Origin of the sequence: Adlercreutzia sp. DFI.6.23 (assembly GCF_024462535.1) — a bacterium.
GTDB classification, from domain to species: domain Bacteria; phylum Actinomycetota; class Coriobacteriia; order Coriobacteriales; family Eggerthellaceae; genus Adlercreutzia; species Adlercreutzia rubneri.
Map to the genome: position 1 here is coordinate 45,512 of NZ_JANGBP010000012.1, position 22,142 is coordinate 67,653.

At 63.9% G+C, this 22,142-nt stretch carries 22 protein-coding genes; all 22 read left to right on the forward strand.

Translation table 11 applies throughout. The features are described from left to right. Positions 1-221 precede the first annotated feature (221 nt). The 22 genes from upp to NE591_RS10955 all read left to right on the forward strand — a co-directional run bounded on the left by upp (position 222) and on the right by NE591_RS10955 (position 22,033). Positions 222-863, forward strand: coding sequence for a uracil phosphoribosyltransferase (gene upp, locus NE591_RS10850; protein ID WP_114549598.1), 642 nt, complete (start codon positions 222-224; stop codon positions 861-863). Positions 864-1,146: 283 nt separating this feature from the next. Then, complete coding sequence (locus NE591_RS10855) at positions 1,147-1,605, forward strand: cytidine/deoxycytidylate deaminase family protein (RefSeq protein WP_114549599.1); 459 nt, start codon at positions 1,147-1,149, stop codon at positions 1,603-1,605. A 15-nt stretch (positions 1,606-1,620) separates the two neighbouring features. Beyond that, complete coding sequence (locus NE591_RS10860; RefSeq protein ID WP_161127414.1) at positions 1,621-1,776, forward strand: hypothetical protein; 156 nt, start codon at positions 1,621-1,623, stop codon at positions 1,774-1,776. Between the two features lie 54 nt (positions 1,777-1,830). Beyond that, positions 1,831-2,115: a hypothetical protein gene (locus NE591_RS10865; RefSeq protein WP_161127415.1), complete on the forward strand. Its 285-nt coding sequence runs from the start codon at positions 1,831-1,833 to the stop codon at positions 2,113-2,115. A 13-nt stretch (positions 2,116-2,128) separates the two neighbouring features. Next, positions 2,129-2,902: a F0F1 ATP synthase subunit A gene (gene atpB, locus NE591_RS10870; RefSeq protein WP_227070604.1), complete on the forward strand. Its 774-nt coding sequence runs from the start codon at positions 2,129-2,131 to the stop codon at positions 2,900-2,902. Between the two features lie 151 nt (positions 2,903-3,053). Continuing rightward, the gene (gene atpE / locus NE591_RS10875; RefSeq protein ID WP_022739598.1) at positions 3,054-3,272 is read left to right on the forward strand and encodes an ATP synthase F0 subunit C; all 219 of its coding nucleotides are present in this window, start codon (positions 3,054-3,056) and stop codon (positions 3,270-3,272) included. 56 nt (positions 3,273-3,328) lie between these two features. Then, positions 3,329-3,940 (forward strand): F0F1 ATP synthase subunit B, encoded by a 612-nt coding sequence (gene atpF / locus NE591_RS10880; RefSeq protein ID WP_022739599.1) that lies wholly within the window; start codon positions 3,329-3,331, stop codon positions 3,938-3,940. After that, positions 3,930-4,508, forward strand: a complete 579-nt coding sequence (gene atpH, locus NE591_RS10885) for an ATP synthase F1 subunit delta (RefSeq protein WP_022739600.1) — start codon at positions 3,930-3,932, stop codon at positions 4,506-4,508. The genes atpF and atpH overlap by 11 nt, the downstream gene beginning before the upstream one ends. Further along, positions 4,502-6,073, forward strand: a complete 1,572-nt coding sequence (atpA, locus tag NE591_RS10890; protein WP_173400365.1) for a F0F1 ATP synthase subunit alpha — start codon at positions 4,502-4,504, stop codon at positions 6,071-6,073. Before atpH ends, atpA begins: the two co-directional genes overlap by 7 nt. Positions 6,074-6,085: 12 nt before the next feature. Next, positions 6,086-7,015 (forward strand): ATP synthase F1 subunit gamma, encoded by a 930-nt coding sequence (atpG, locus tag NE591_RS10895; RefSeq protein WP_227070603.1) that lies wholly within the window; start codon positions 6,086-6,088, stop codon positions 7,013-7,015. Then, positions 7,016-8,461, forward strand: coding sequence for a F0F1 ATP synthase subunit beta (atpD, locus tag NE591_RS10900; RefSeq protein ID WP_022739603.1), 1,446 nt, complete (start codon positions 7,016-7,018; stop codon positions 8,459-8,461). Beyond that, complete coding sequence (gene atpC / locus NE591_RS10905; protein WP_227070602.1) at positions 8,461-8,889, forward strand: ATP synthase F1 subunit epsilon; 429 nt, start codon at positions 8,461-8,463, stop codon at positions 8,887-8,889. Before atpD ends, atpC begins: the two co-directional genes overlap by 1 nt. Positions 8,890-9,373: 484 nt before the next feature. After that, entirely contained in the window at positions 9,374-9,670 is a 297-nt protein-coding gene (locus NE591_RS10910; protein WP_022739605.1) for a hypothetical protein, read from the forward strand. A 1-nt stretch (position 9,671) separates the two neighbouring features. Further along, complete coding sequence (locus NE591_RS10915) at positions 9,672-10,136, forward strand: PIN domain-containing protein (protein WP_227070601.1); 465 nt, start codon at positions 9,672-9,674, stop codon at positions 10,134-10,136. Positions 10,137-10,397: 261 nt separating this feature from the next. Further along, positions 10,398-13,856: a DNA polymerase III subunit alpha gene (gene dnaE, locus NE591_RS10920; RefSeq protein ID WP_114540212.1), complete on the forward strand. Its 3,459-nt coding sequence runs from the start codon at positions 10,398-10,400 to the stop codon at positions 13,854-13,856. Positions 13,857-14,034: 178 nt separating this feature from the next. Then, the gene (gene truA, locus NE591_RS10925) at positions 14,035-14,865 is read left to right on the forward strand and encodes a tRNA pseudouridine(38-40) synthase TruA (RefSeq protein WP_114540211.1); all 831 of its coding nucleotides are present in this window, start codon (positions 14,035-14,037) and stop codon (positions 14,863-14,865) included. A gap of 59 nt (positions 14,866-14,924) precedes the next feature. After that, complete coding sequence (locus tag NE591_RS10930; protein WP_114540210.1) at positions 14,925-16,046, forward strand: aldo/keto reductase; 1,122 nt, start codon at positions 14,925-14,927, stop codon at positions 16,044-16,046. 184 nt (positions 16,047-16,230) lie between these two features. Beyond that, the gene (locus tag NE591_RS10935; RefSeq protein ID WP_114540209.1) at positions 16,231-17,613 is read left to right on the forward strand and encodes a sodium-dependent transporter; all 1,383 of its coding nucleotides are present in this window, start codon (positions 16,231-16,233) and stop codon (positions 17,611-17,613) included. Between the two features lie 112 nt (positions 17,614-17,725). Then, on the forward strand, positions 17,726-18,799 hold the full coding sequence (ychF, locus tag NE591_RS10940) for a redox-regulated ATPase YchF (RefSeq protein WP_114540208.1): 1,074 nt from the start codon (positions 17,726-17,728) through the stop codon (positions 18,797-18,799). An 86-nt stretch (positions 18,800-18,885) separates the two neighbouring features. After that, on the forward strand, positions 18,886-20,025 hold the full coding sequence (locus NE591_RS10945) for an MFS transporter (protein WP_227070600.1): 1,140 nt from the start codon (positions 18,886-18,888) through the stop codon (positions 20,023-20,025). Between the two features lie 66 nt (positions 20,026-20,091). Next, entirely contained in the window at positions 20,092-21,219 is a 1,128-nt protein-coding gene (locus tag NE591_RS10950) for a TIGR02452 family protein (protein WP_227070599.1), read from the forward strand. Positions 21,220-21,313: 94 nt separating this feature from the next. Further along, the gene (locus tag NE591_RS10955) at positions 21,314-22,033 is read left to right on the forward strand and encodes a 7-cyano-7-deazaguanine synthase (protein WP_157013034.1); all 720 of its coding nucleotides are present in this window, start codon (positions 21,314-21,316) and stop codon (positions 22,031-22,033) included. Positions 22,034-22,142: the final 109 nt, after the last annotated feature.

The window sequence follows — 22,142 nt, forward strand, 5'->3', positions numbered from 1 at the left end:
AGGCTGCGAGGCGGGCGGGGGCGCCCGCGCGCAGGTTGCGCAGCGAACAGGCGACACGGATGTTGCTGCGATAGCAGTTGGGTAGGTGCGGGGGCGGACGGGGCCTCCGCGCGCAGGTTGCGCAGCGACTGGAACAGTCCAGTGGACTGTTCCACAAAGCGAGCCATTGCTTGAGCACGGAGGCCCCGTCCGCCCCCGCACCGGACGAAAGGAACTAAATTATGGAATGGAACGACCGCGTCGTCGTCCTCGATCACCCCATCGTGCAGCACAAGCTGGCCATCCTGCGCGACAAGCACACCCCTTCCAACGAGTTCCGCGATGTCGTGCGCGAGCTCTCGCTGTTCGAGACCTACGAGGCCACCCGCGACTTGCCGCTCACGAACGTGTTCATCCAAACGCCCATCGCGCCTTTCGATGCCAAGCAGATCACGGGCCGCAAGGTGGCCTTCGTGCCCATTTTGCGCGCCGGCCTCGGCATGGTGGACGGAGCGCTGGAGGTCATCCCCCGGGCCCGCGTGGGACATCTGGGCATGCAGCGCAACGAGGAGACCCACGAGCCCGAGAGCTATTACGACAAGCTGCCCCGCGACATCGCGAGCCGCCGCGTCTACGTGCTCGATCCCATGCTCGCCACCGGCGGTTCTGCCGAGGCGGCCGTCAAGTACCTGCGCGAGGCGGGCGTGGCGGGCACCATCCGCTTTTTGTGCCTCGTCTCGGCCCCGGAGGGCATCGAGCGTCTGCTCGCCGCCGACGATGATCTCATCATCTACACCTGCGCCATCGACGACGGCCTCAACGAGAACGCCTACATCGTCCCCGGCCTCGGCGACGCCGGCGACCGCATCTTCGGAACGGAGTAATCTGACCGGATTGATTTCGGCAAAGGCTGAGCAGGCACGGGGGATGGCGGGGGTCTCCGCGCGCAGGTTGCGCAGCGAACGGAACAGCCCGTTTTCGACCGAGGTTCGGCAGCAGAGAGGGGCGGGCGTGCTCTGCTGGCACCCTCTGAACACTGCCTAGCCGCGACCGAAGGTCGCAACATAAAAGCATGAAGGAGCGAAGCGCCTGAGCCGAAGGCGAACAGCGTAGCGGGGCGTGCCTGCGGAGTGCGGCCGCCCCTCTCCGCGAAGGGAAGGAGCAACCATGGCAGCAGATAACCGTCCCAGCTGGGACGAGTACTTCATGAAGATGGCCAACGACGTGGCCACCCGCACAACCTGCCTGCGCCGCGGCGTCGGCGCCGTCATCGTGAAGGATCGCCGTATCCTGGCCACGGGCTACAACGGCGTGCCCACCGGCCTGACCCACTGCAGCGAGACCGGATGCCTTCGCGAGCAGCTGGGCGTGCCGAGCGGCCAGCGTCACGAGATCTGCCGCGGTTTGCACGCCGAGCAGAACGCCATCATCCAAGCGGCCCGCTACGGCATCAACATCGCCGGCGCCACCATCTACGTGAATACGCAGCCCTGCGTCGTGTGCGCCAAGATGCTCATCAACGCCGGCATCACCGAGATCGTCTACCAGAACCCGTACCCCGACGAGCTGTCCCAGGAGCTTTTGGCCGAGTCCGGCATCCTCGTCCGGGAGTACACGGGGGAGTAGATCAGGGAAAAGTCGGTGATCGAAGCGACGGACGCGCTGATGGGCTTCGTTTTAGTGCACCTGCACAAATTTTCCCAGATCAGGGGCGCAAGCCGCCGCCGCGATCATTTCACCGCTCACCCCAGAAATTGGTTGAGTTGGTCAGCTTTTGTGAACAAGACGTTATCATAGGCAACGGTTTACATTGGGTGTAACAGCGCGCAAGCGCCCCGACGGAAGTAGGTTATGGTACTGGCAATCGCACTCGGCATCTTGGCGGGCATCGCGGGGTTTTTGCCCCTCGTGTTCGGCTTGCACCGGGTGAAGCACATGACGGATTCGGGCAATCTGGGGCACATGGGCGTGCTCATGCTCTGCCTGCTCTTCTCATTTGTCCTCATGTTCGCCTTCGCCATCCTCTGCATCAACGTCAACCGGGATGCTGCGCTGCCCTTTGTCCTGTCGGAAGCCGGGGCTCTCTCCGTCACCGCCATCGCGTTCGGCGTGACGAGGCTGGCTCGGAAAAGCTAGGAAAGGTTGATACGTGGACGCTCTTTCAATGCTCTCTGAAGAAGTGCCTCATCTTCAGGCATCCTTCGATCCCACCGTGGTTTTCGGCGGAGTCACCCAGTACATTGTGTGGATGGTCATCTGCTGGATCATCACGCTGGTGCTGATCCTCGTCGTGGGCCGCAAGCTCACGCTCATCCCGACGAACAAGTTCGTCAACACCGTCGAGTACGGTTACCAGTTCGTGCGCAACGACATGGGCGAGGGCATCATTGGTCACGGCTTCAAGAAGCACGTGCCCTTCCTCGCCACGCTGTTCTTCTTCATCCTCATCTCGAACTTCGTGGGTCTTATCCCCGGCTGCAAGACGCCGACGGGCACCATCTCGGTGACCTGGGCACTTGCTACCATCTCGTTTGTCTACTTCAACGTCTGGGGCATCAAGGCTAAGGGAGGCTTGGGCTATTTGAAGTCCTTCGCCCCGGCGGGCCTGCCGAAGGTCATGGTGCCGATCATCTGGTTCTTGGAGCTCATCTCCACCTGCATCCGCTGGCTGACGCTCGCCGTCCGACTCTACGGCAACATGTTCGCCGGACACATGGTGCTGGGCATCTTCGCCCTGGCCTCAAGCGTGTTCCTCACCTGCGGCATCCAGGCCATCGACCCGCTGACCGGCGTGCTGTCGCTGCCCTGGTTCCTGCTGCTCATCGCCATGTACGCCCTGGAGACGCTAGTGGCGTTCCTTCAGGCCTACGTGTTCACGGTGCTCTCCGCGGTCTACGTCCAGATCGCCACGAGTGCCCACTAGGAACCGCTTTCGCGCCGCGCGCCGCAGCGCCGCGCCCCGGGGCCTCGCGTCCCGACCCCATCTGGGTTAAGCCGGCTCCTCCAAAGCCGGAAACCATAATCCGTAAGTGTTTTTGGGAAACAGGCTCAAAAACGACCTAAAGGAGGAAACTGTGGAAACTGTATTCGTCATTGCTGCGCTGAAGCTCGTCGGCTATGGCCTGGCCACCATCGGCCCCGGCCTCGGCATCGGCATCGCCTGCTACGGCTGCTGCGTGGGCACCGCCCGCCAGCCCGAGGTGGGTGGCCGTCTGTTCACGAACTTCATCATCGGTGCCGCTCTGGCCGAGGCCCTGGCCCTCATCGGCTTCGTTCTCGCCTTCATCCTCTAGTTCTAGTCTTTAACCGGTTGTCATAGCCGTTATAAGGCTGGAAGGAGGAATTGCACGTGAAGACAAGAGCGAACAAAGCAGTTGCGAAGGTCGCCTTCGGCGCCCTGGCTCTCAACGCTGCTTTCCCGGCGCTCGCGTTCGCTGCTGAGGCGGAACAGGAGGGCGGCATCTCCGCCATCCTGCCGGACATGGCGGAGTTCATCCCCATGCTCATCGCCTTCATCATCCTCTGGATCATTCTCGCGAAGTTCGGCTGGCCGATGTTTGCCGGCATGCTGGAGAAGCGCGAGAACACCATCCGCGAGGCCCTGAAGAAGTCTGAGGAAGCTCAGATCGAAAGCGAGCGCGTGCTGGCTGAGTACAACAAGCAGCTGGCCGACGCCAAGGCCCAGTCCGCGCAGATCATCGCCGACGCCCGCTCGGTGGGCGAGGCCGTCAAGGCGGACATCACCGCCCAGGCCCAAACCGAGGCCGCCGACATGATCGCGAAGGCCAAGGCCGCCATCGAGGCCGAGAAGAAGCAGGCCATTTCCGAGCTGCAGGCCACCGTGGCCGACACCTCGGTCGATGTGGCCGCGCGCCTGATTGGCGAGGATCTTACCGAGGGTGAGCACCGCGCCATCATCGAGCGCTACGTCAAAGAGGCGGGTAGTTTCAATGGCAACTAATCGTCTCGTCGTGAAAGAGGAAGTCGCGGTTTACGCATCGGTGCTCTTCGATGCCGCCCATACCGCCGGCGGCCAGGAGGCAGTGCTTGAGGTGCGCGAGCAGATGGGCGAGATCATCCGTCTCATGCGCGCCGATCTGGAGCTGACTCAGAGCCTGTCGAACCCGGACTTCACCCCCGCCCAGCGCAAGGAGCTGGTGGAAGGCACCTTTGCCGACTGCCATCTGGCGCTGCGCGAGGTGCTCGCGGTCATGGCCGAGCGCGGCCAGGCGGACTTGCTGCCGCGGGTCTTCGACGCGTACCGCGAGCTGCTGGGCGACAAGCTGGGCATTTGCGTGGTCGACGTGACCACCGCCGTGCCGCTCGACGACGGACTGCGCCAACTCATTACGGAAAAAGCCGAGGCCGATTTGGGACGGCGCGCGGTGCTGCGCGAGCGCATCGATGCGTCCATCCTGGGCGGCATCATCATGGATGTTGACGGCAACTACATTGACGCGAGCATGATCTCGCAGCTCAATCGCGCCCGCAACGTCCTCAAGGACACAACAGATGGAGGTGAATGCTAGTGACTGAAATCACCGCACAGTCCATCGACGAGGCGCTGAAGAAGCAGCTCGAGCAGCTGAACGTCAGCGTCGAGTCTCGCGAAGTGGGCACGGTCATCCAGGTCGGCGACGGCATTGCGCGCGTCGACGGCCTGCGCGATGCCATGGCCGGCGAGCTGCTCGAGTTCATCGGAGAGGGCGGCAAGACCGTGTACGGTCTGGCCCAGAACCTCGAAGAGGACGAGGTCGGCGCCGTGCTTCTGGGTGACGTCACCGCAATCAAGGAGAACGACCAGGTCCGCACGACCGGTCGTATCGTGGAGGTTCCCGCCGGCAAGGCCATGCTCGGCCGCGTGGTGAACCCGCTGGGCCAGCCCATCGACGGCAAGGGCCCCATCAAGGCCGAGGGCACGCGCCCGGTGGAGTTCAAGGCTCCCGGCGTTATCTCCCGCCAGCCCGTGAACGAGCCGATGCAGACCGGTATCCTGGCCATCGACTCCATGGTGCCGATCGGCCGCGGCCAGCGCGAGCTCATCATCGGCGACCGCCAGACTGGTAAGACCGCTATCGCGATCGACGCCATCATCAACCAAAAAGATCAGGACATGATCTGCATCTACGTCGCCATCGGCCAGAAGGCCTCCACGGTGGCCGGCGTGGTGGAGACCCTCGAGCGCCACGGCGCCATGAAGAACACCATCATCGTGGCCGCCACCGCCTCCGACTCCGCTCCGCTGCAGTACATCGCGCCGATGGCCGGCGCCGCCATGGGCGAGTACTTCGTCTACAACGGCGAGGACGGCAAGCCCGCGGGTCCCGAGAACAAGGGCCGCGCCGTGCTCATCGTCTATGATGACCTGTCCAAGCAGGCCGTGGCCTATCGCCAGATGTCGCTGACCCTGCGCCGCCCGCCGGGACGCGAGGCCTATCCGGGCGACGTGTTCTACCTGCACTCCCGCCTGCTGGAGCGCGCGGTCAAGATGTCCGACGAGAACGGCGGCGGCTCCATGACCGCCCTGCCGATCATCGAGACCCAGGCCGGCGACGTGTCCGCCTACATTCCGACCAACGTGATCTCCATTACCGACGGTCAGATCTTCCTGCAGACCGACCTGTTCTTCCAGGGCCAGCGCCCGGCAGTCGACGTGGGTATCTCGGTGTCCCGCGTGGGCGGCTCCGCGCAGATCAAGGCCATGAAACAGGTGGCCGGCTCCCTGCGTCTGGACCTCGCCAGCTACCGCGAGCTGCAGGCCTTCACCCAGTTCGGCAGCGATCTGGACAAGGCTACCCAGGATCAGCTGACCCGCGGTTCGCACATGACCGAGCTCCTGAAGCAGGGTCGTTACATGCCGATGCCCGTGGCCGAGCAGGTCATTGCCATCTTCGCCGGCAACGAGGGCTTCCTCGACGATCTGCCGCTCACGTCCGTGGTTCGCTTCCGCACCGAGCTGCTCGCGTCGCTGCGCGCTTCCAAGCCGGAGATCCTGCAGACGATCAACACGGAGAAGAAGCTCAGCGACGAGACCAAGGTCGCTCTGAAGGAGGCCATCGCCGCCTTCAAGCAGTCCTTCGACGCCGCAGCGTAAGGTAGGTAGACCATGCCCAACCTACACGACATCGAACGGCGAATCAAATCCGTCACCTCGACGAAGCAGATCACGCGCACCATGGAAATGGTCGCGGCTGCCAAGATTCGCCGTGCTTCCGAGCGCGTGGAGAGCGCGCTCCCTTGGGCGGTCGCCATCTCAGACATGCTCATCAGCACGGCAAAGTACGCTCACTTGGATAATGAGCCGCTGCTGCAGGTCCACGACGAGGTGAAGCGGGTGCTCATCGTAGCCGTCACCTCCGACCGGGGTCTCGCCGGCGGCTTCAACACCAACGTGCTTCGCTATGTGGAGAAGCTCTCGAAGGAAAAGCAGCGGGAAGGTGCCGAGGTGGAGGTGGCTGCCTGTGGCAAGAAGGCCATCGGGTACTTCACCTACCGAGGCATCGAGCCGGTGTTCTCCTTCGCGGGATATTCGGCCGACCCCGAGTTCGCTCAGGCGGCCGAGCTGTCCGGCTATGTGATGCAGGCTTACGCCGAGGGCAAGCTCGACGAGGTGCTCATCGTGTACAACCACGCGAAGAACGCCGCCGAGCAGACCTTGGTCGAGCAGCAGGTGCTGCCGGTGAAGGAGGAGTCCTACGCGGATCTTCTGGGTCTTAAGGCCAAGGAGGAGGACATTTTCAAGTCCTTCCGCGAGCGGGACGATTCCGCCATCCCGGGCGACATCGACTTCGAGCCGAGCACGGAGTCGGTCATGTCCTACATGATGAACGCCTACCTGAACAACGCGTTCTACTACGCGATGCTCGATTCCGCAGCGGGCGAACAAGGCGCTCGCCGCAACGCGATGAAATCGGCTACCGACAACGCGAACGAGATGGTCTCCACCCTGGAGCGCGTGTACAACACCGTGCGCCAGGGCGCCATTACCACGGAGATCACCGAGATCGTCGGCGGTGCCGCAGCTTTGGAGGATTAAATGGCTGATAACACTTCTACTGAAGCGGCCAAGGGAGGCGCCATCGGACGCATCGTCCGTATCGTCGGCGCCGTTGTGGATGTGGAGTTCCCGGCAGACGCCATGCCGGCCATCTACAACGCCCTTACCGTGAAGGCACAAACCCCAACGGGTGAAGTGTCCACCGTGCTCGAGGTGCAGACGCACCTGCCCGGTGACATCGTCCGTACCGTCGCTATGACGTCCACCGACGGCATGGTGCGCGGCTTGGAGGCAACCGACACCGGTTCCCCCATCATGATGCCCGTGGGCAAGGCGACCCTGGGCCGCATTTGGAACGTGCTGGGCGAGCCCGTCGACGGCAAGCCCATGCCCGAAGACGTCGAGTGGCGCCCGATTCACCACCCGGCCCCGCCGTTCGATACGCTCGTGACCACCACCGAGACCTTCGAGACCGGCATCAAGGTCGTCGACCTCATCGAGCCCTACGTCAAGGGCGGAAAGACCGGCCTGTTCGGCGGCGCCGGCGTGGGCAAGACGGTGTGCATCCAGGAGCTCATCAACAACCTGGCCCAGGAGCATGGCGGCACCTCCGTGTTCACCGGCGTGGGCGAGCGTACTCGCGAGGGCACCGACCTGTACCTCGAGATGACCGACTCCGGCGTTATCGAGAAGACCTGCCTGGTCTACGGTCAGATGAACGAGCCTCCGGGAGCCCGTCTGCGCGTGGGCCTCGCTGGCCTCACCGAGGCGGAGTACTTCCGCGATCAGGGTCAGGACGTGCTGCTGTTCATCGACAACATCTTCCGCTTCACCCAGGCCGGCTCCGAGGTGTCCGCTCTGCTGGGTCGTATGCCCTCCGCTGTGGGCTACCAGCCGACGCTGGCCACCGAGATGGGCGATTTGCAGGAGCGCATCTGCTCCACGCAGACCGGCTCCATCACGTCCGTGCAGGCCGTCTACGTGCCCGCCGACGACCTGACCGACCCGGCCCCGGCCACCACGTTCACCCACTTGGACGCGAAGACCGTTCTGTCGCGTTCCATTGCCGAGCTGGGCATCTACCCGGCTGTTGACCCGCTGGAGTCCACCTCCCGCGCTCTCGATCCCGAGATCGTGGGCCAGGAGCACTACGACGTGGCCATGGGCGTGCAGCAGATCCTGCAGCAGTACAAGGATCTGCAGGACATCATCGCCATTCTGGGTATGGACGAGCTGTCCGAGGACCAGAAGCTGACGGTGAACCGCGCCCGTAAGGTGCAGAAGTTCCTGGGCCAGCCGTTCCACGTGGCCGAGGTCTTCACGGGCCTGCCCGGCGTGTACGTCAAGGTCGAGGACACCGTGCGCTCCTTCAAGGAGATCCTCGATGGCAAGTGCGACCACATCCCGGAGCAGTGCTTCGTGAACAAGGGCGCCATCGAGCAGGTGTACGAGGCCTACGACGCCATGCAGAAGGAAGGTAACTAATGGCCTCCATGGGCTGTGTCGTGGCTCTTCCCGATAGGGCCCTGTTCCAGGGCGAGATCACCTACGCCAACATTCCGGGCACGGATGGCTACTTCGGTGTTCTGCCCGGTCACGAGCTGACGGTGTCGCTGAACCGCGAGGGCGGCGTCGTGACGCTGACCGTGGGCGAGAACGAGAAGCGCGAGTTCCTCGTGATGGGCGGCGCCACCTCCGTGCTCGACGACAAGGTGACGGTGTTGGCCCGCTTCGGCGTGGCCGTCGAGGATATCGATGCCGAGGCCGTGCGCGTCGAGGCCGCCGAGTGCAAGAGCGCCATCGCCGAGCTGGAGCAGAAGAACGATCCCCAGGATCAGGCGACGCTGATGACCCATCAGAAGAAGCTCGAGTGGTGCGAGGCCCAGCTTGCGCACGTAGGCCAGGCCGCGTAAGGCCCAGCCGAGCCAAGAAAGGGAGCCGCGACACGCGCAGCCCCAAATTTTGAGCCTGTTTCGAGAGGCGCCCACCCCGGGCGCCTCTCGTCGTTCAAATACGAAACCGATTTCGCTTCGTGCTCGACGGCATTTCTCTTCGCTCGAGCGAGTCGGCGGTTTTCGAAGCTTTCCCAACGGTCACCCCCCTCAGTCAACGAACACCCCCGTTTTTGCAAGAAATCTCGAGTTGTTAGCGTCTGGGGTCACTGCACGAGAAGATCGGGAAGATGCGTGCCAAATGCACTCTCGTAAAACACCAGGTCAGGATCTTGCTCCCAAGAGATAGCTCCGAGCTCACCATTCAGGTACACTCCCGAGACGCTAACAACTCGAGATTTCATGCGATTTCGAGGCAGTTCGTCGACCGAACGAGCGATAAACAGTAGTCTTGACTTTCTCAAAGGTTGTACTCAAGATGTTGTACAGCGGAAAGGAGGTCATTGTGACCGATGCGATGGTGACGGGGCGGATGCCGGAGCGGAAGAAGCAGCAGGGGCTTCGTGTGCTCAAGCGAGATGGAATGAACGCCTCCCAGGCGGTGAACCTCTTGTTCGACCGGCTGATCGAGGAGGGGAGCGCCGACTTCCTTTTGCAAGATGGCGATGCGTCTGCGGACGAGCGGTGGGCATCGGCGGCGCGCTTTGTCGATAGCCTCTCGCGCAAGCGCTCAACACGGTTCGACGATATGACGAAGGCCGAGATCAAACTTGACCGTCTCGCCGCCAAGGGGCTGGTGTGACATGGCCCAATCCAAGCTGCTTCTCGACACCAACGTAGTTATCGACTATCTGAATGAGCGCGAGCCGTACTACGAGAAGGCGCGGCTGCTGATGATCGGCGGTCGGGTGGGGGAGTTCGAGCTGTGGATCTCTTCGTCTCAGGTGACCGCTCTTGTGTACATTCTTTCCAACGGAGGACGAGCGAGCGAGATGGACGCCGTCATGGGGCAATTGCGGGGCCTGCGCACCTTCGTCAACGTGTTCGCAGCGAGCGAGAGGGAGATCGACCTGATGCTCGCCGCCTCGTGGCACGACCCGGAGGGCTATCTCCTTTACGAAATCGCCCTGGCGCTTAGAGCCGACGCGCTTATTACCCGCAACCAGCTCGATTTCCCCCAGGGCCTCGTTCCCGTCATGAACTGCGACGAATTCTTCCAATGGATGCGTGATATGCACGGCCTCGACTACGGAGAGATTGAATTCTAGGTTTGATGGTGCTTCCGCTGGCTTGCGCTCCCAGGGCATTCCATGCAAAACTCACTGTTTGTTCGCACACCGTGGGGCGACAGGCTGGTATCATGGCAGCCGAGAAAACGACGAAACTTGAGAGCGGTCGAAAGGGAAGCGAAGCAGCGGGGAGGTCCTCACGTCAGCCGCGCGCTTTCGACCCAGCATGATACGACACAGTGCGCGTAATCACACCATAAACGAACTCGTGCGCCGCCGACCTTATCGAAGGGGCTGACGATGGCATTTGTCCATTTGCACAACCATACGGAATACTCGCTGCTCGACGGGCTCACCCACATCAAGGACATGGTGCGCCGCGCCGCCGAGCTGGATATGCCGGCGGTGGCCGTCACCGACCACGGCGTCATGTCCGGCATGGTGGAGCTCTCCGACGCCTGCGACGCCGTCGAGAAGGAGACGGGCAAGCGCGTGAAGCCCATCTTCGGCTGCGAGGTGTACTTCACTCCCGACGAGTCCCTGCGCAAGGACGTGAAGCCGAAGCTGTATCACCTGCTGCTTCTGGCGAAGAACAACGAGGGCTACCATAACCTGCTGAAGCTCGTCAGCGAGTCCCATGTGGACAACTTCTACTACAAGCCGCGCACCACCTTCTCCATGCTGCAGAAGTACGGCCACGGCATCATCGGCTCGTCGGCCTGCATCGCCGGCGTTATCCCGAAGCTGCTCGACGAGCGCCGTTTCGACGACGCCGTGGAATGGGCCCGTAAGTTCGCCAGCTGCTTCGATGAGGGGGACTTCTACATCGAGCTGCAGAACCAGGGCATCCGCACCGACGCCGGCTTCACCCAGACCGAGCTGAACCACGAGCTCACCCGCGTGGCGAAGGCCGCGGGACTCAAGACCATCGCCACCAATGACTTCCACTACCTGCTGAAGGAAGACGCCGAGGCCCAGGACATCATGCTGTGCATCGGCACCGGAAGCACGGTCAACCAGACGAACCGCATGAAGTTCGAGAACGACCAGTTCTACATGAAGACCGAAGAGGAAATGCGCGAGGCCATGAAGGACTTCCCCGAGGCCTGCGACAACACGGTGGAAGTGGCGGCGAAGTGCGACGTCACGTTAGAGCGCGAGCCCATCCTGCCGAAGTTCCCCCTGCCTGCGGGCGAGACCGAGGAATCGTGGTTCCGCAAGCGCGTGCAAGAGGGCTTGGAAAAGCGCTACGGGACCCCGGTGCCCGAGCGCGAGCAGAAGCAGGCCGATTACGAGATGGGCATCATCATCCAGCAGGGCTTCCCGGCCTACTTCCTCATCGTGCAGGAGTACATCGAATGGGCGCGTAGCCAGGGCATCGGCGTGGGACCCGGCCGCGGTTCGGCCGCCGGCGCCATCGTGGCCTACGCCATGGGCATCACCGACCTTGACCCCATGCCCAACGGCCTCATGTTCGAGCGATTCCTCTCGCCCGAGCGCGTGGAGATGCCCGATATCGACGTCGACTTCGAGCAGGGGCGCCGCGAAGAGGTCATCAACCACATCAAGGACGTCTACGGCGAGGACCACGTCTCCCAGGTGATCACCTTCGGCACGCTGCAGGCCAAAAACGCCGTGCGCGACTCGGCCCGCGTGCTGGACTACCCCTACGGGGTGGGCGACCGCATCTGCAAGATGATCGGCGACGAGCTGGGCATCACCATCGACAAGGCGCTGGAGACTAATCCCGACCTGAAGAAGGCCTACGATACCGAAGAGGACGTCAAGCGCATCATCGACGCCGCGAAGTCCATCGAGGGCCACGTGCGCGGCGAGGGCGTGCACGCCTGCGCCACCATCATCTGCCGCGACCCCATGAGCGATCACGTGCCCATGAAGCGCGACACCAAGGGCGGCGGCATCATCACCCAGTACGACGGCCACTACACGCCGGACCTGGGCCTGCTCAAGATGGACTTCCTGGGTCTGCGCACCTTGGACGTGCTCTCCATCGCCTGCCGCAACATCGAGGAGCGCACGGGCACGAAGATCGTTCCGGAGGAGATTCCCACCGACGATGAGCTGGCTTTCAAGCTTATGCAGTCCGGCAACATGGACGGCTTGTTCCAGGTGGAGGGCGCCCTGTACGTGAGCCTGTTCAAGCGTTTGCCTCCCAAGCAGTTCTCCGACGTCGTGGCCTCCATCGCCCTGAACCGCCCGGGCCCGCTCGAGTCCGGCATGGTGGAGGACTACATCAAGGCGGCGAAGAACCCGGCGGCCGTGCACTACTACGACGACCGCCTGCGCCCCATTCTGGAAGAGACCCACGGCACCATGGTCTACCAAGAGCAGATCATGCAGATCTCCATGGCCATGTCCGGCTTCTCCGCCGGCAAGTCCGACAAGCTGCGCAAGGCCATGGGCAAGAAGAAGCTCGACATCATGCGCCAGCTGCAGGCCGACTGGGACGAGGGCGCCGTGGCCAACGGCTACCCGCTCGAGATCGCCCAGCAGATCTGGGCCGACGCCGAGAAGTTCGCGAAGTACGCCTTCAACAAATCGCATTCGGCCGCCTATGCCATCCTCGTGATGCGCACGGCCTACCTGAAGGCGCACTACCCGAACGACTTCATGGCCGCCGTGCTCACCAGCTACATGGGCAACACCGACCGCCTCATCCGCTATATCGCCAGCTGCAACAAGAACGGCACGCCGGTACTGCCGCCAGACATCAACGCCTCCCGTGCCGAGTTCACCCCGGTCGAAGGCGGCATCCGCTTCGGTTTGGTGGGCGTGCGCGGCGTGGGCAAGAACGTCGCCGACGAGATCATCGCCGAGCGCGAGGCTAACGGCCCGTTCACGTCGCTGCACGATTTCGTGAACCGGCTCGACGCGAAGTGCTACAACCGCAAGACGCTCGAGGCCCTCATCAAGGGCGGCGCCTTCGACTCCACCGGCTACACCCGCAAGCAGCTCATGTACTTCGTGGAGGAGACGCCGCTGCTCGAGGGCGCAGCCAAGCGTCAGAAGGACCGCGATGCCGGCCAGGTGTCCATGTTCGACATGTTCGCCGACGACGCTGACTCCGGCTTCCAGGAGGACGTGCCCGCTCCCGACGGCGTGGAATGGGACAAGCGCACCAAGCTCGCCTACGAGAAGGAGATCATGAAGATCTATGTGAGCGAGCACCCGCTGGCCCCCTATGAGGGCACGCTGCGCCGTATGTCCCGCTACGACATGGGCACGCTCTCCGAGCAGACCAAGGAGATCAAGAACGGCGTGTTCGTGGGCATGATCTCGAATGTGGCGACGAAGCTCACGAAGCGCGGCACGAAGATGGCCACGTTCACGCTGGAGGACACCACCGGCTCCATCGAATGCATCTGCTTCAAGTATGACGACTTCGCCGAGGTCATCCAGGAGGACGTCATCGCGAAGATCAAGGGCAAGTTCGAGAGCGGCGACCGTGGCAACCAGATCATGGCCTTCGAACTGGAGGCGCTGGAGCTTAACGAGGAGGACGCGCGGCCGAGCCATTTGGAGCTGCGGGTGCCCTCGCGCTCCTTCGACCAGAACCGTTCGGCGCATCTGAGCCGCATCCTGAGCTCGTACCCGGGCCGCGACGGCGTAGTGCTGTTCGTGCAGCAGGCCGACGGCCGCCGTTTCCGCGCCGAGCTGCCGGTGTCGGTAGATGCCCAGTCCACGGTGCTGAAAGCGGAGATCCGCGACCTCTTCGGCCCGGAAGCTATGATCGCCTAGTCGTTCCGTGCGCCCTGACGGGACGCACGGACTGCTCGACGCTGCGAGGCTCTGGTGCATTTCATATTCACCCTTGTTTTGGGCTCGGCGTTGGCGAAGCCAACTTGGCCCAAAGGCGGGCGAATCTGAAACGCGCCAGAGCCTCTCGCTGACTTTACGAACGAAAAGTGAGTAGTAAATGAGTGAAGTGATTTGGAAGGAATTGCATAGACCGAGTTTGGAAGAGCGGGCGGGCGCATGCGAGCGGGAGCTCACGTTCTCGGCGACGGTGGCCTATGCCGGGGCGCCGTTTGCGGGGTTTGCGAAGCAGCCGGGGCAGCTCACGGTGCAGGGGGAGCTGGAACAGGCGCTTTCGCTGCTATTTCGCCGATCGGTGGACGTGGTCTGCGCCGGGCGCACCGATGCCGGCGTGCATGCCCGCGGGCAGGTGGTCTCCTTCGACGTCGATAGGTGCGAGTTGCGCGACCGCACGCCCTACAACCTGCGGCGCTCGCTGAACGCGCTCACCTGCGAGGGCATTGCTGTACGCGCGGTGGAGGAGCGGCCGCGGGGCTTCTCGGCCCGCTTCGATGCCCAGTGGCGCGAGTACAAGTACTTCCTCGCCACAGGGGATACGCCGCCGGTATTCACCGATCGCACCGCCTGGTACGTGGGCCCGAACTTGGACATCGCCGCCATGGAACGGGGCGCCTTGCACCTCATTGGCGAGCACGACTTCAAGAGCTTCTGCATGGCCGCCTCGGCCGTCGGCAAGCCGACTTGCCGCAACGTGGAGGAGATTTCCATCGCCTCCGAGGAGATTCTGGGCGAGCCGCACCGTGTCGTCACCGTGCGGGGCAACGCCTTCCTCCATTCCATGGTGCGCACCATCGTGGGCACGCTCGTCATGGTGGGCCGCGGCCAGCGCGACGCCGACTGGGTCGCCGAGGTGCTTGCCGCCCGCGACCGCCAGGCCGCCGGCGAAAACGCCCCCGCCTGCGGCCTCATCTTCTGGTCGGTAGGGTACTAACCTGCTATGATAAGCGCATCGGTAATTTTTGCGCGTGCGCACAAGAAAAGGGGAGTGCCATGGAGACTGTAGGGAAGTTGGCTCCGCTCGGGTTCGGGTTCATGCGGCTGCCGCTTAAGGACGCAGATGATCCCACGTCCATCGACATTGACAAGGTCTGCGAGCTGGTGGACATCTTCATGGACGCCGGGTTCACCTATTTCGACTCGGCCCGCGGCTACCACGGCTGCAAGTCGGAGTGGGCCCTTCGCAAGGCCCTTGTGGAGCGCTACCCGCGCGACTCGTTCACCATCGCCACGAAGCTGCCGGCGTGGCTTGCGAAGGACGCCGACGAGGCCCGCGCCATGTTCGACACCTCCCTTGAGGAGTGCGGCATCGACTACTTCGACTATTACCTGCTGCACAACCTGGGCGAGACCCTCACGCCGCCCTTCGACGAGTACGGCCTGTGGGAGTTCTGCGCCGAGAAGAAGGCCGAGGGGAAGATCAAGAAGTTCGGCTTCTCTATCCACGACAACGCCGAGGAGCTTGAGCGCGTGCTGGACGCCCACCCCGAGGTGGACTTCGTGCAGCTGCAGATCAACTACGTGGACTGGGAGAGCGATATCATCCAGTCGCGCAAATGCTATGAGGTATGCCAGGAGCGCGGGCTGCCCGTGGTCATCATGGAGCCGGTGAAGGGCGGCACGCTGGTGAAGCTGCCCGATTCGGTGGCCGATATCCTGCGCGCGGCCGAGCCCGGCGCCCCGCTCGCCTCCTGGGCGCTTCGCTTCGCCGGCTCGCTGCCGAACGTGATCGCCGTGCTCTCGGGCATGAACACGCCGGAAATGGTGGCCGAGAACGCCGCCATCATGCGCGGCGGCGTGCCGCTCACGCCGGCCGAGTACGAGGTGATCGACGCGGCTCGGGCGGCCTTGGAGTCGCTGCCCGGCGTGCCCTGCACCGACTGCCGCTACTGCGTGAAGGGCTGCCCGGAGGGCGTGCACATCAACAACATCATGCAGTCGCTCAACATCTATGACCAGATGGGCGACGCCTACCGCGCCCAGGAGAACTACGACTGGAACACCGGCGACGGGAAGGCGAGCGCGTGCATCCAGTGCGGCGCCTGCGAGAGCGTCTGCCCCCAGCATATCGAAATCGTGAGCCAGCTTGAGCGCGCGGTGAAGCTGTTCGAGTAGCACCCCGCACCCTCGCCCCCAGCGCCCCGCGCTCTCCGTTTCTCGGAAACACGGGGTGTTCAGGTCAATTTCACGCTATAATCACACAGTTTCAACGGGCGGCTGCACCGTGCGCGATGCAGCCGCCCGTTCCTTAAAGGTAGGCGAGGGCGCGCGGGCGCCTTGGAAATGGGAAAGGAAGACTATGGCAGGAGAGATTAAGAAGCAGCGCGCTTCCTGGTCGGGGAAGTGGGCGTTTATTTTGGCCGCGGCCGCCTCGGCGGTGGGCCTGGGGAACATGTGGCGCTTCCCCTATCTGGCGGCGAAGTACGGCGGGGGCACCTTCCTGCTCACCTACGTGGTGCTCGTGTTCACCTTCGGCGTGTCGCTCCTGCTGCTGGAGACGGCGCTCGGCCGCAAGACGGGCCAGTCCGCCATCGGTGCCTTCAAGGCCTTCGGCAAGAAGTACGCCTTCATCGGCATTCTGGCCTCGGCGGTGCCCTTCATCATCACGCCCTACTACTGCATCATCGGCGGCTGGGTGACGAAGTACACGGCGGCCTACCTGGTGAACGGACCGGAGGCCTTAGCCGACGGCGGCGACTTCTTCACCGGCTTCATCACCTCCAACGCCGAGAGCTACATCTGGATGCTCGTGTTCATGGCCATCGTGTTCGTCATCGTGGGCCTGGGCGTGAAGGGCGGCATCGAGAAGGCGAACCTGTTCATGATGCCCGCGCTCATCATTATGGCCGTCGCCATCGCCATTTACACGCTCACCATGCCGGGTGCCGTGGAGGGCGCGCTGTACTACCTCACGCCGGACTTCAGCAAGTTCTCGCCGGAGCTCGTGATCGGCGCGTTGGGGCAGATGTTCTACAGCCTGTCGCTGGCCATGGGCATCATGATCACCTACGGCTCCTACATGCGCAAGCAGGATAGCCTCACCTCATCGGTCGTGCGTATCGGCGGCTTCGATTTGGGCGTCTCCTTCATCGCCGGCCTGCTCATCGTGTCTGCGGCCTTCGTGGCCATGGGCTCCGGCGACGCGGTGGCCGCCAAGGCGGGTCCCTCGCTCATGTTCGTGACGCTGCCGACAGTGTTCGTCGACATGGGCGGCATGGCCACCATCATCGGCTTTTTGTTCTTCCTGCTGGTGCTGTTCGCCGCGCTGACGAGCGCCATCTCGCTGGTGGAGACGCTCGTCTCCATTGTGCACGACGGCCTTCAGTGCACGCGCGCCAAGGCCCTCGGCATCGTCATCGCGTTCGTGGTCATCGCCGGAGCTATCATCAATGCGGGCTACAACGGGCTGTCGTTCATCGAGCCCCTCGGGGCCGGTTCCTCGATCCTCGATTTCGCCGACTTCATCTCCAACTCGGTGCTCATGCCCATCGTGGCGCTGCTTACCTGCGTGTTCGTCGGCTGGATCGTGAAGCCCAAGACCATCATCGACGAGGTGCGTGTCTCCGCCCCGTTCAAGGCCGCGCCGGCTTGGACGATCATGATCAAGTACATCGCCCCGGTGTTGGTGATTATCATTCTGGTCGCCTACGTGGCGGCTCAGTTCGGCTTCTTTTCCATGTAAACCGCGCTGGTCAACGAGATTTCCATGGCGAAGGGCGTCCTTGTGGGCGCTCTTCGTTGTTTTGCGGTAGGATAGTCAACTACTGAAACATTAGTTAGATCGAAGGATTTTCATGGCTCTCTCAATCGGTATCGTGGGGCTGCCGAATGTCGGCAAGTCCACGCTGTTCACGGCGATGACCAACAAGGGCGGTCTGGCCGCCAATTACCCGTTCGCCACCATCGAGCCCAACGTGGGCATCGTGCCGGTGCCCGACGACCGCCTGCAGGCGCTGGCCGAGATCGACCATCCGGCGAAGATCGTGCCCGCCACGGTCGAGTTCGTCGACATCGCGGGTTTGGTGGCCGGAGCGAGCCAGGGGGAGGGCCTCGGCAACCAGTTCCTCGCGAACATCCGCGAGACCGACGCCATCGCGGAAGTGGTGCGCTTCTTCGGTGACCCGGACGTGACCCATGTGGCCGGCAAGGTGGATCCGCAGTCGGACGTGGACACTATCAAGACCGAGCTCATCCTGGCCGATATCGCCACGGTTGAGAAGGCCATCCCGCGTCTGGAAAAGGAGGCCAAGCGCGATAAGGCCGGCGTGGCGAAGTTGGAGGCGGCCAAGAAGGTACTCGCGGGGCTGAACGAGGGCCACCGCGCCCGCACCCTGGGGCTGACCGAGGACGAGGTCGCGGCCATCTACGAGCTGCACCTGCTCACTATGAAGCCGATGCTCTACATCGCGAACGTGGACGAGGACGCCGTGGACGCCGAGCTGCCCGAGATCGACGGCTGCACTCCGGTGCCGATTTCCGCGAAGGTGGAGGCCGACATCGCCGAGCTGGCCGAGATGGATCCGGACGAGGCCAAGGAGTACATGGAAGCGCTGGGGCTCACCGACAGCGGTCTGGCGCGGCTCATCCGCGAGGCCTACCACCTGCTCGGCCTGCAGAGCTACTTCACGAGCGGCGAGACCGAGACCCGCGCCTGGACCATCCCCGTGGGCGCGAAGGCCCCCCAGGCCGCCGGCGTCATCCACACCGACTTCGAGCGCGGCTTCATCAAGGCCGAGACGGCCTCCTTCGAGGACTACGTGGCCTTGGGCGGCGAGAAGGGCTGCCGCGACGCGGGCAAGCTCCGCCAAGAGGGCAAGGACTACGTCGTCCAAGACGGCGACGTCATGCACTTCAAGTTCAACGTGTAATACGTCGCATTCTGGAAAAGATGCAGGCTGATACCGAACAACGGAAAGGGCGCGACTCCGTTTGGAGTGCGCCCTTTGTCATTCTGATGGCGGTAAACTTCTTCCAGTCGATGGCGGCGTTCATGGCCAATGCCACGTTGCCGGTGTTCGCCGACTCGCTGGGGGCGACGGCTTCCATGGTGGGCGTCGTCGTGAGCTCGTTCACGCTGTCGGCGCTGCTCGTGCGGCCCTTCGCCGGCCCCGCCTTCGATAGCTTCTCGCGCAAGCGGCTCTTGCTTATCGCCCAGGGCATCATCTGCCTGTCGTTTTTCGCCTACGGGTTCGTCGATTCGCTGGGCGTGCTCATCGCCATCCGGCTCTTCCACGGCGTGGGCATCGGGTGCAGCGGTCCTCTGGCGATGTCGCTCGTGTCCGAGTACCTGCCGGCGACGAAGTTTGCCAGCGGCATCAGCATTTACGCGCTGGCGCAGTCCTTCGCCCAGGTCATCGGGCCGGCCACGGGACTCTACCTGGTGGATGCTGTAGGATTCTCGGCAGCGTACTTCCTGGCTGCGGCGCTTCTGGTGGTGGCCATGGGCGGCATCTTCGCCATCCGCGAGCCCTATCGCGAGCGCCTGCCCTACCAGCTGAAACTCTCCCGCATGTTCGCCCGCGAGGCCGTGGGCAAGGCGGCCGCCCTCATGCTCATCGCCGTTTCGTTCTCGTGCATGGGCTCCTACGTGGTGCTCTACGGCTATGGGCGCGGCGTGGCGGACATGGGGCTGTTCTTCGTGGTGTACGCGCTGTGCCTGGTGGTGACGCGGCCGGCTTTGGGCGGCCTTGCCGACAGGGTGGGAACGCCCCGGGTGCTCGTCTTCGGGACGATCTGCTTCGCTGCCTCCTATGTAGCGCTCTTCTACGCGCAGGGCTTGCCCGGCTTTCTGCTCGCCGCCGTCATCGGCTCGGCGGGGTTCGGCTGCTGCGCGCCGCTTCTTCAGTCCATGGGGCTCGCCTCGGTGGGCATCGACCGGCGCGGGGCGGCCAGCAACACCATGTTCACGGGCCTCGATTTGGGAATGCTTGTGGGGCCGGTGACCGGGGGCGCGGTAGCCGAGGCTCTGGCGCCTGCGGCCGGCGGCATCACGGGCGGCTACGGGCTCATGTGGCTCGTCATGATCGTGCCCGCCCTGGGCACGCTGGCCATCGCTCTGGGATGGAGCCTGCGGGGGAGAGTCCAGCGCCGCTAAAAGATGCGCGAGACACGGAATTGCATTATCATGGCGAGCGGATCATTTGAATGGAAGGAGAGCGGTATGGCGGAGTTCAACGAGCACGATGGGCGTGGCGGTCGCGAACGAGGGCGCGGCGGTCGCGATATGCGTCGTCCGAATCGGGACGAGCAGCGGGAGGAGCGGCGGCGCGAGGCGGCGCGGCATACGGGCCTCATGAAGGCCGCCTTCGGGCGCGAGACGGACGAGGCCATCGAGAACGCGCGCATTTACGAGGAAGGGGAGGGGCGCTCGCTTCTGTGGGGCGCCGAGGCCGCTGCGGCCGCCGAGGCGGCGAAGCGCGCAGCGGAGATGGCCGAGGCCGACGCCGATGGCGCCCAAGCGGGGAATGTCGAGGCTCGCGAGGTGGCCGAGATCGCCGAGGAAGACGCCGAGGCTGCGGAAGCCGAAGAGGCGATGGTCTCCGATGGAGCCGCGGGCGCTGCGACGCCTCAGGCTACGGAGACGACGGTCAAGGTCGTGACCTCTTTCGCCCCCGAGGCGCTCTACCGCGATGCCACGGGCAAGACGATGATCGCGGATCCCGGCGCCTTCACCCGCCCCGGCGGCGCCTACGAGGACGGCGCCTTCGGCCCGGAGCAGATCCTGTGCTCCGAGAGCAACCTGTACCCGATCCTTGTAGCCCACAAGCGCGACTTCTACGACAAGAACCGTGACTACCGCCGAGGCTCGCTGTTCACCGACCGGGCTCTGTACGTGCCCGAGGTGCTGTTCTCCCGCGGGGGCGATGTGCGCCGCGCCGACGTGCTGGTCATCGCCGAACCCGTCCGTGCCTTCGCCCTGGAGAACCACCGTTCCGAACGCGAGTGCGACAAGGCGCTCGCCGACCGCATCGAGGCCATCTTCCGCATCGCCGCCGCCAACGGCACTGAGACGCTCATCGTGGGCGCCTTCGGCTGCGGTCGCAACGGCTACCCTGTCGAGCAGGTGATCGAGCTCATCCAGAACTGGATCGCGGAACACCCTGGCGCCGTGCCGAACGTGGTGTTCGCCGTGCCGCGCATGCACGCCGATGCCTTCCGCGAGGCCTTCGGCGCCCCGGAGCCCGAGCGCCCCGCGCCGGTCGTTGTCGCCGAGGGCGAGAACGACCGCGAAGGCGATGACGAGGACTGGCGCAACGTGGAACTGCCCGAGGGCGTCACGCTGCGCTAAGGATGGCTGCTCCTTGAGGGGCAGAGCATAGAAGAGAACGAATCGGGCGGCGTGTGGCTTCGGCGCGTCGCCCGATATAGTACAGAAGGCGAGTATGGAAGTAACGAAAGTCGCAGAGATCGAGGAAAAGAGCGCGGAAGCGGCGGTGGATTCCGAAAGCGTTGTCGCCGAGGACACCGAGGATGTGGGGCCGGGCCAGCACCTGTTCGGCGAGCCGCTTGAGATGTACCTTCTGCGCGAGCCGAAGCTGGCCGTGGCCTTCTCGGGCGGCTGCGACTCGGCGCTGCTTCTGGCGGCGGCGAAGCTGGCGGGGTGCGAGGTGCGCGCCTATCTGGTGAAGACTGCCTTCCAGCCCGATTTCGAGCTTGATGACGCCCGTGCTGTGGCGGCGGCGCTGGATGTGCCCCTCACGGTAGTGGAAGCGGACGTGCTGGCTCAGGAGGCTATCTGCGCGAATCCCGCCGACCGCTGCTATCTCTGCAAGCGCTTCATCTTCGGGGAAGTGCGCCGGGCCGCGGCAGCTGACGGGTTCACGGTGATCGTCGACGGCACCAACGCCACCGACGATCCCGAGCGGCGCCCCGGCTTCAAGGCGCTGGCCGAGGCCGGGGTGGTGTCGCCCTTGCGCCGCGCCGGCATGACCAAGGCCAACGTGCGCCACGTGCTCGCCAGCTTGGAAGAGAGTTTCGGCCTGTCGTCCGGCGCGCTCATGTCCGCCAAGCCGAGCTTCCCCTGCCTGGCCGTCTACGTGCCCCAAGGCGAGTCGATCACTGAAGCGTCTTTGCGGGAGGCCGCCCGATCGCGCGGACTGTGAGTCGCCCGCTCTGTTAAATCTTCGCGCTCGGTGGGCGCGGGGCGCGCTGGTGGCGCGCCTTTTGCTATCATGGAGCGGTTGACTTAACGAACCGGGGAGTGCCGATCGC

Bases quoted from the DNA above. Each gene is read 5' to 3' on its own strand.
- upp (WP_114549598.1), top strand. From the start codon at position 222: ATGGAATGGAACGACCGCGTCGTCGTCCTCGATCACCCCATCGTGCAG.
- NE591_RS10930 (WP_114540210.1), top strand. From the start codon at position 14,925: ATGGAGACTGTAGGGAAGTTGGCTCCGCTCGGGTTCGGGTTCATGCGG.
- atpD (WP_022739603.1), top strand. From the start codon at position 7,016: ATGGCTGATAACACTTCTACTGAAGCGGCCAAGGGAGGCGCCATCGGA.
- atpH (WP_022739600.1), top strand. From the start codon at position 3,930: ATGGCAACTAATCGTCTCGTCGTGAAAGAGGAAGTCGCGGTTTACGCA.
- ychF (WP_114540208.1), top strand. From the start codon at position 17,726: ATGGCTCTCTCAATCGGTATCGTGGGGCTGCCGAATGTCGGCAAGTCC.
- NE591_RS10865 (WP_161127415.1), top strand. From the start codon at position 1,831: ATGGTACTGGCAATCGCACTCGGCATCTTGGCGGGCATCGCGGGGTTT.
- atpA (WP_173400365.1), top strand. From the start codon at position 4,502: ATGCTAGTGACTGAAATCACCGCACAGTCCATCGACGAGGCGCTGAAG.
- atpC (WP_227070602.1), top strand. From the start codon at position 8,461: ATGGCCTCCATGGGCTGTGTCGTGGCTCTTCCCGATAGGGCCCTGTTC.
- truA (WP_114540211.1), top strand. From the start codon at position 14,035: ATGAGTGAAGTGATTTGGAAGGAATTGCATAGACCGAGTTTGGAAGAG.
- NE591_RS10915 (WP_227070601.1), top strand. From the start codon at position 9,672: ATGGCCCAATCCAAGCTGCTTCTCGACACCAACGTAGTTATCGACTAT.
- NE591_RS10855 (WP_114549599.1), top strand. From the start codon at position 1,147: ATGGCAGCAGATAACCGTCCCAGCTGGGACGAGTACTTCATGAAGATG.
- NE591_RS10945 (WP_227070600.1), top strand. From the start codon at position 18,886: ATGGCGGTAAACTTCTTCCAGTCGATGGCGGCGTTCATGGCCAATGCC.
- dnaE (WP_114540212.1), top strand. From the start codon at position 10,398: ATGGCATTTGTCCATTTGCACAACCATACGGAATACTCGCTGCTCGAC.
- NE591_RS10935 (WP_114540209.1), top strand. From the start codon at position 16,231: ATGGCAGGAGAGATTAAGAAGCAGCGCGCTTCCTGGTCGGGGAAGTGG.
- NE591_RS10950 (WP_227070599.1), top strand. From the start codon at position 20,092: ATGGCGGAGTTCAACGAGCACGATGGGCGTGGCGGTCGCGAACGAGGG.
- atpG (WP_227070603.1), top strand. From the start codon at position 6,086: ATGCCCAACCTACACGACATCGAACGGCGAATCAAATCCGTCACCTCG.
- NE591_RS10955 (WP_157013034.1), top strand. From the start codon at position 21,314: ATGGAAGTAACGAAAGTCGCAGAGATCGAGGAAAAGAGCGCGGAAGCG.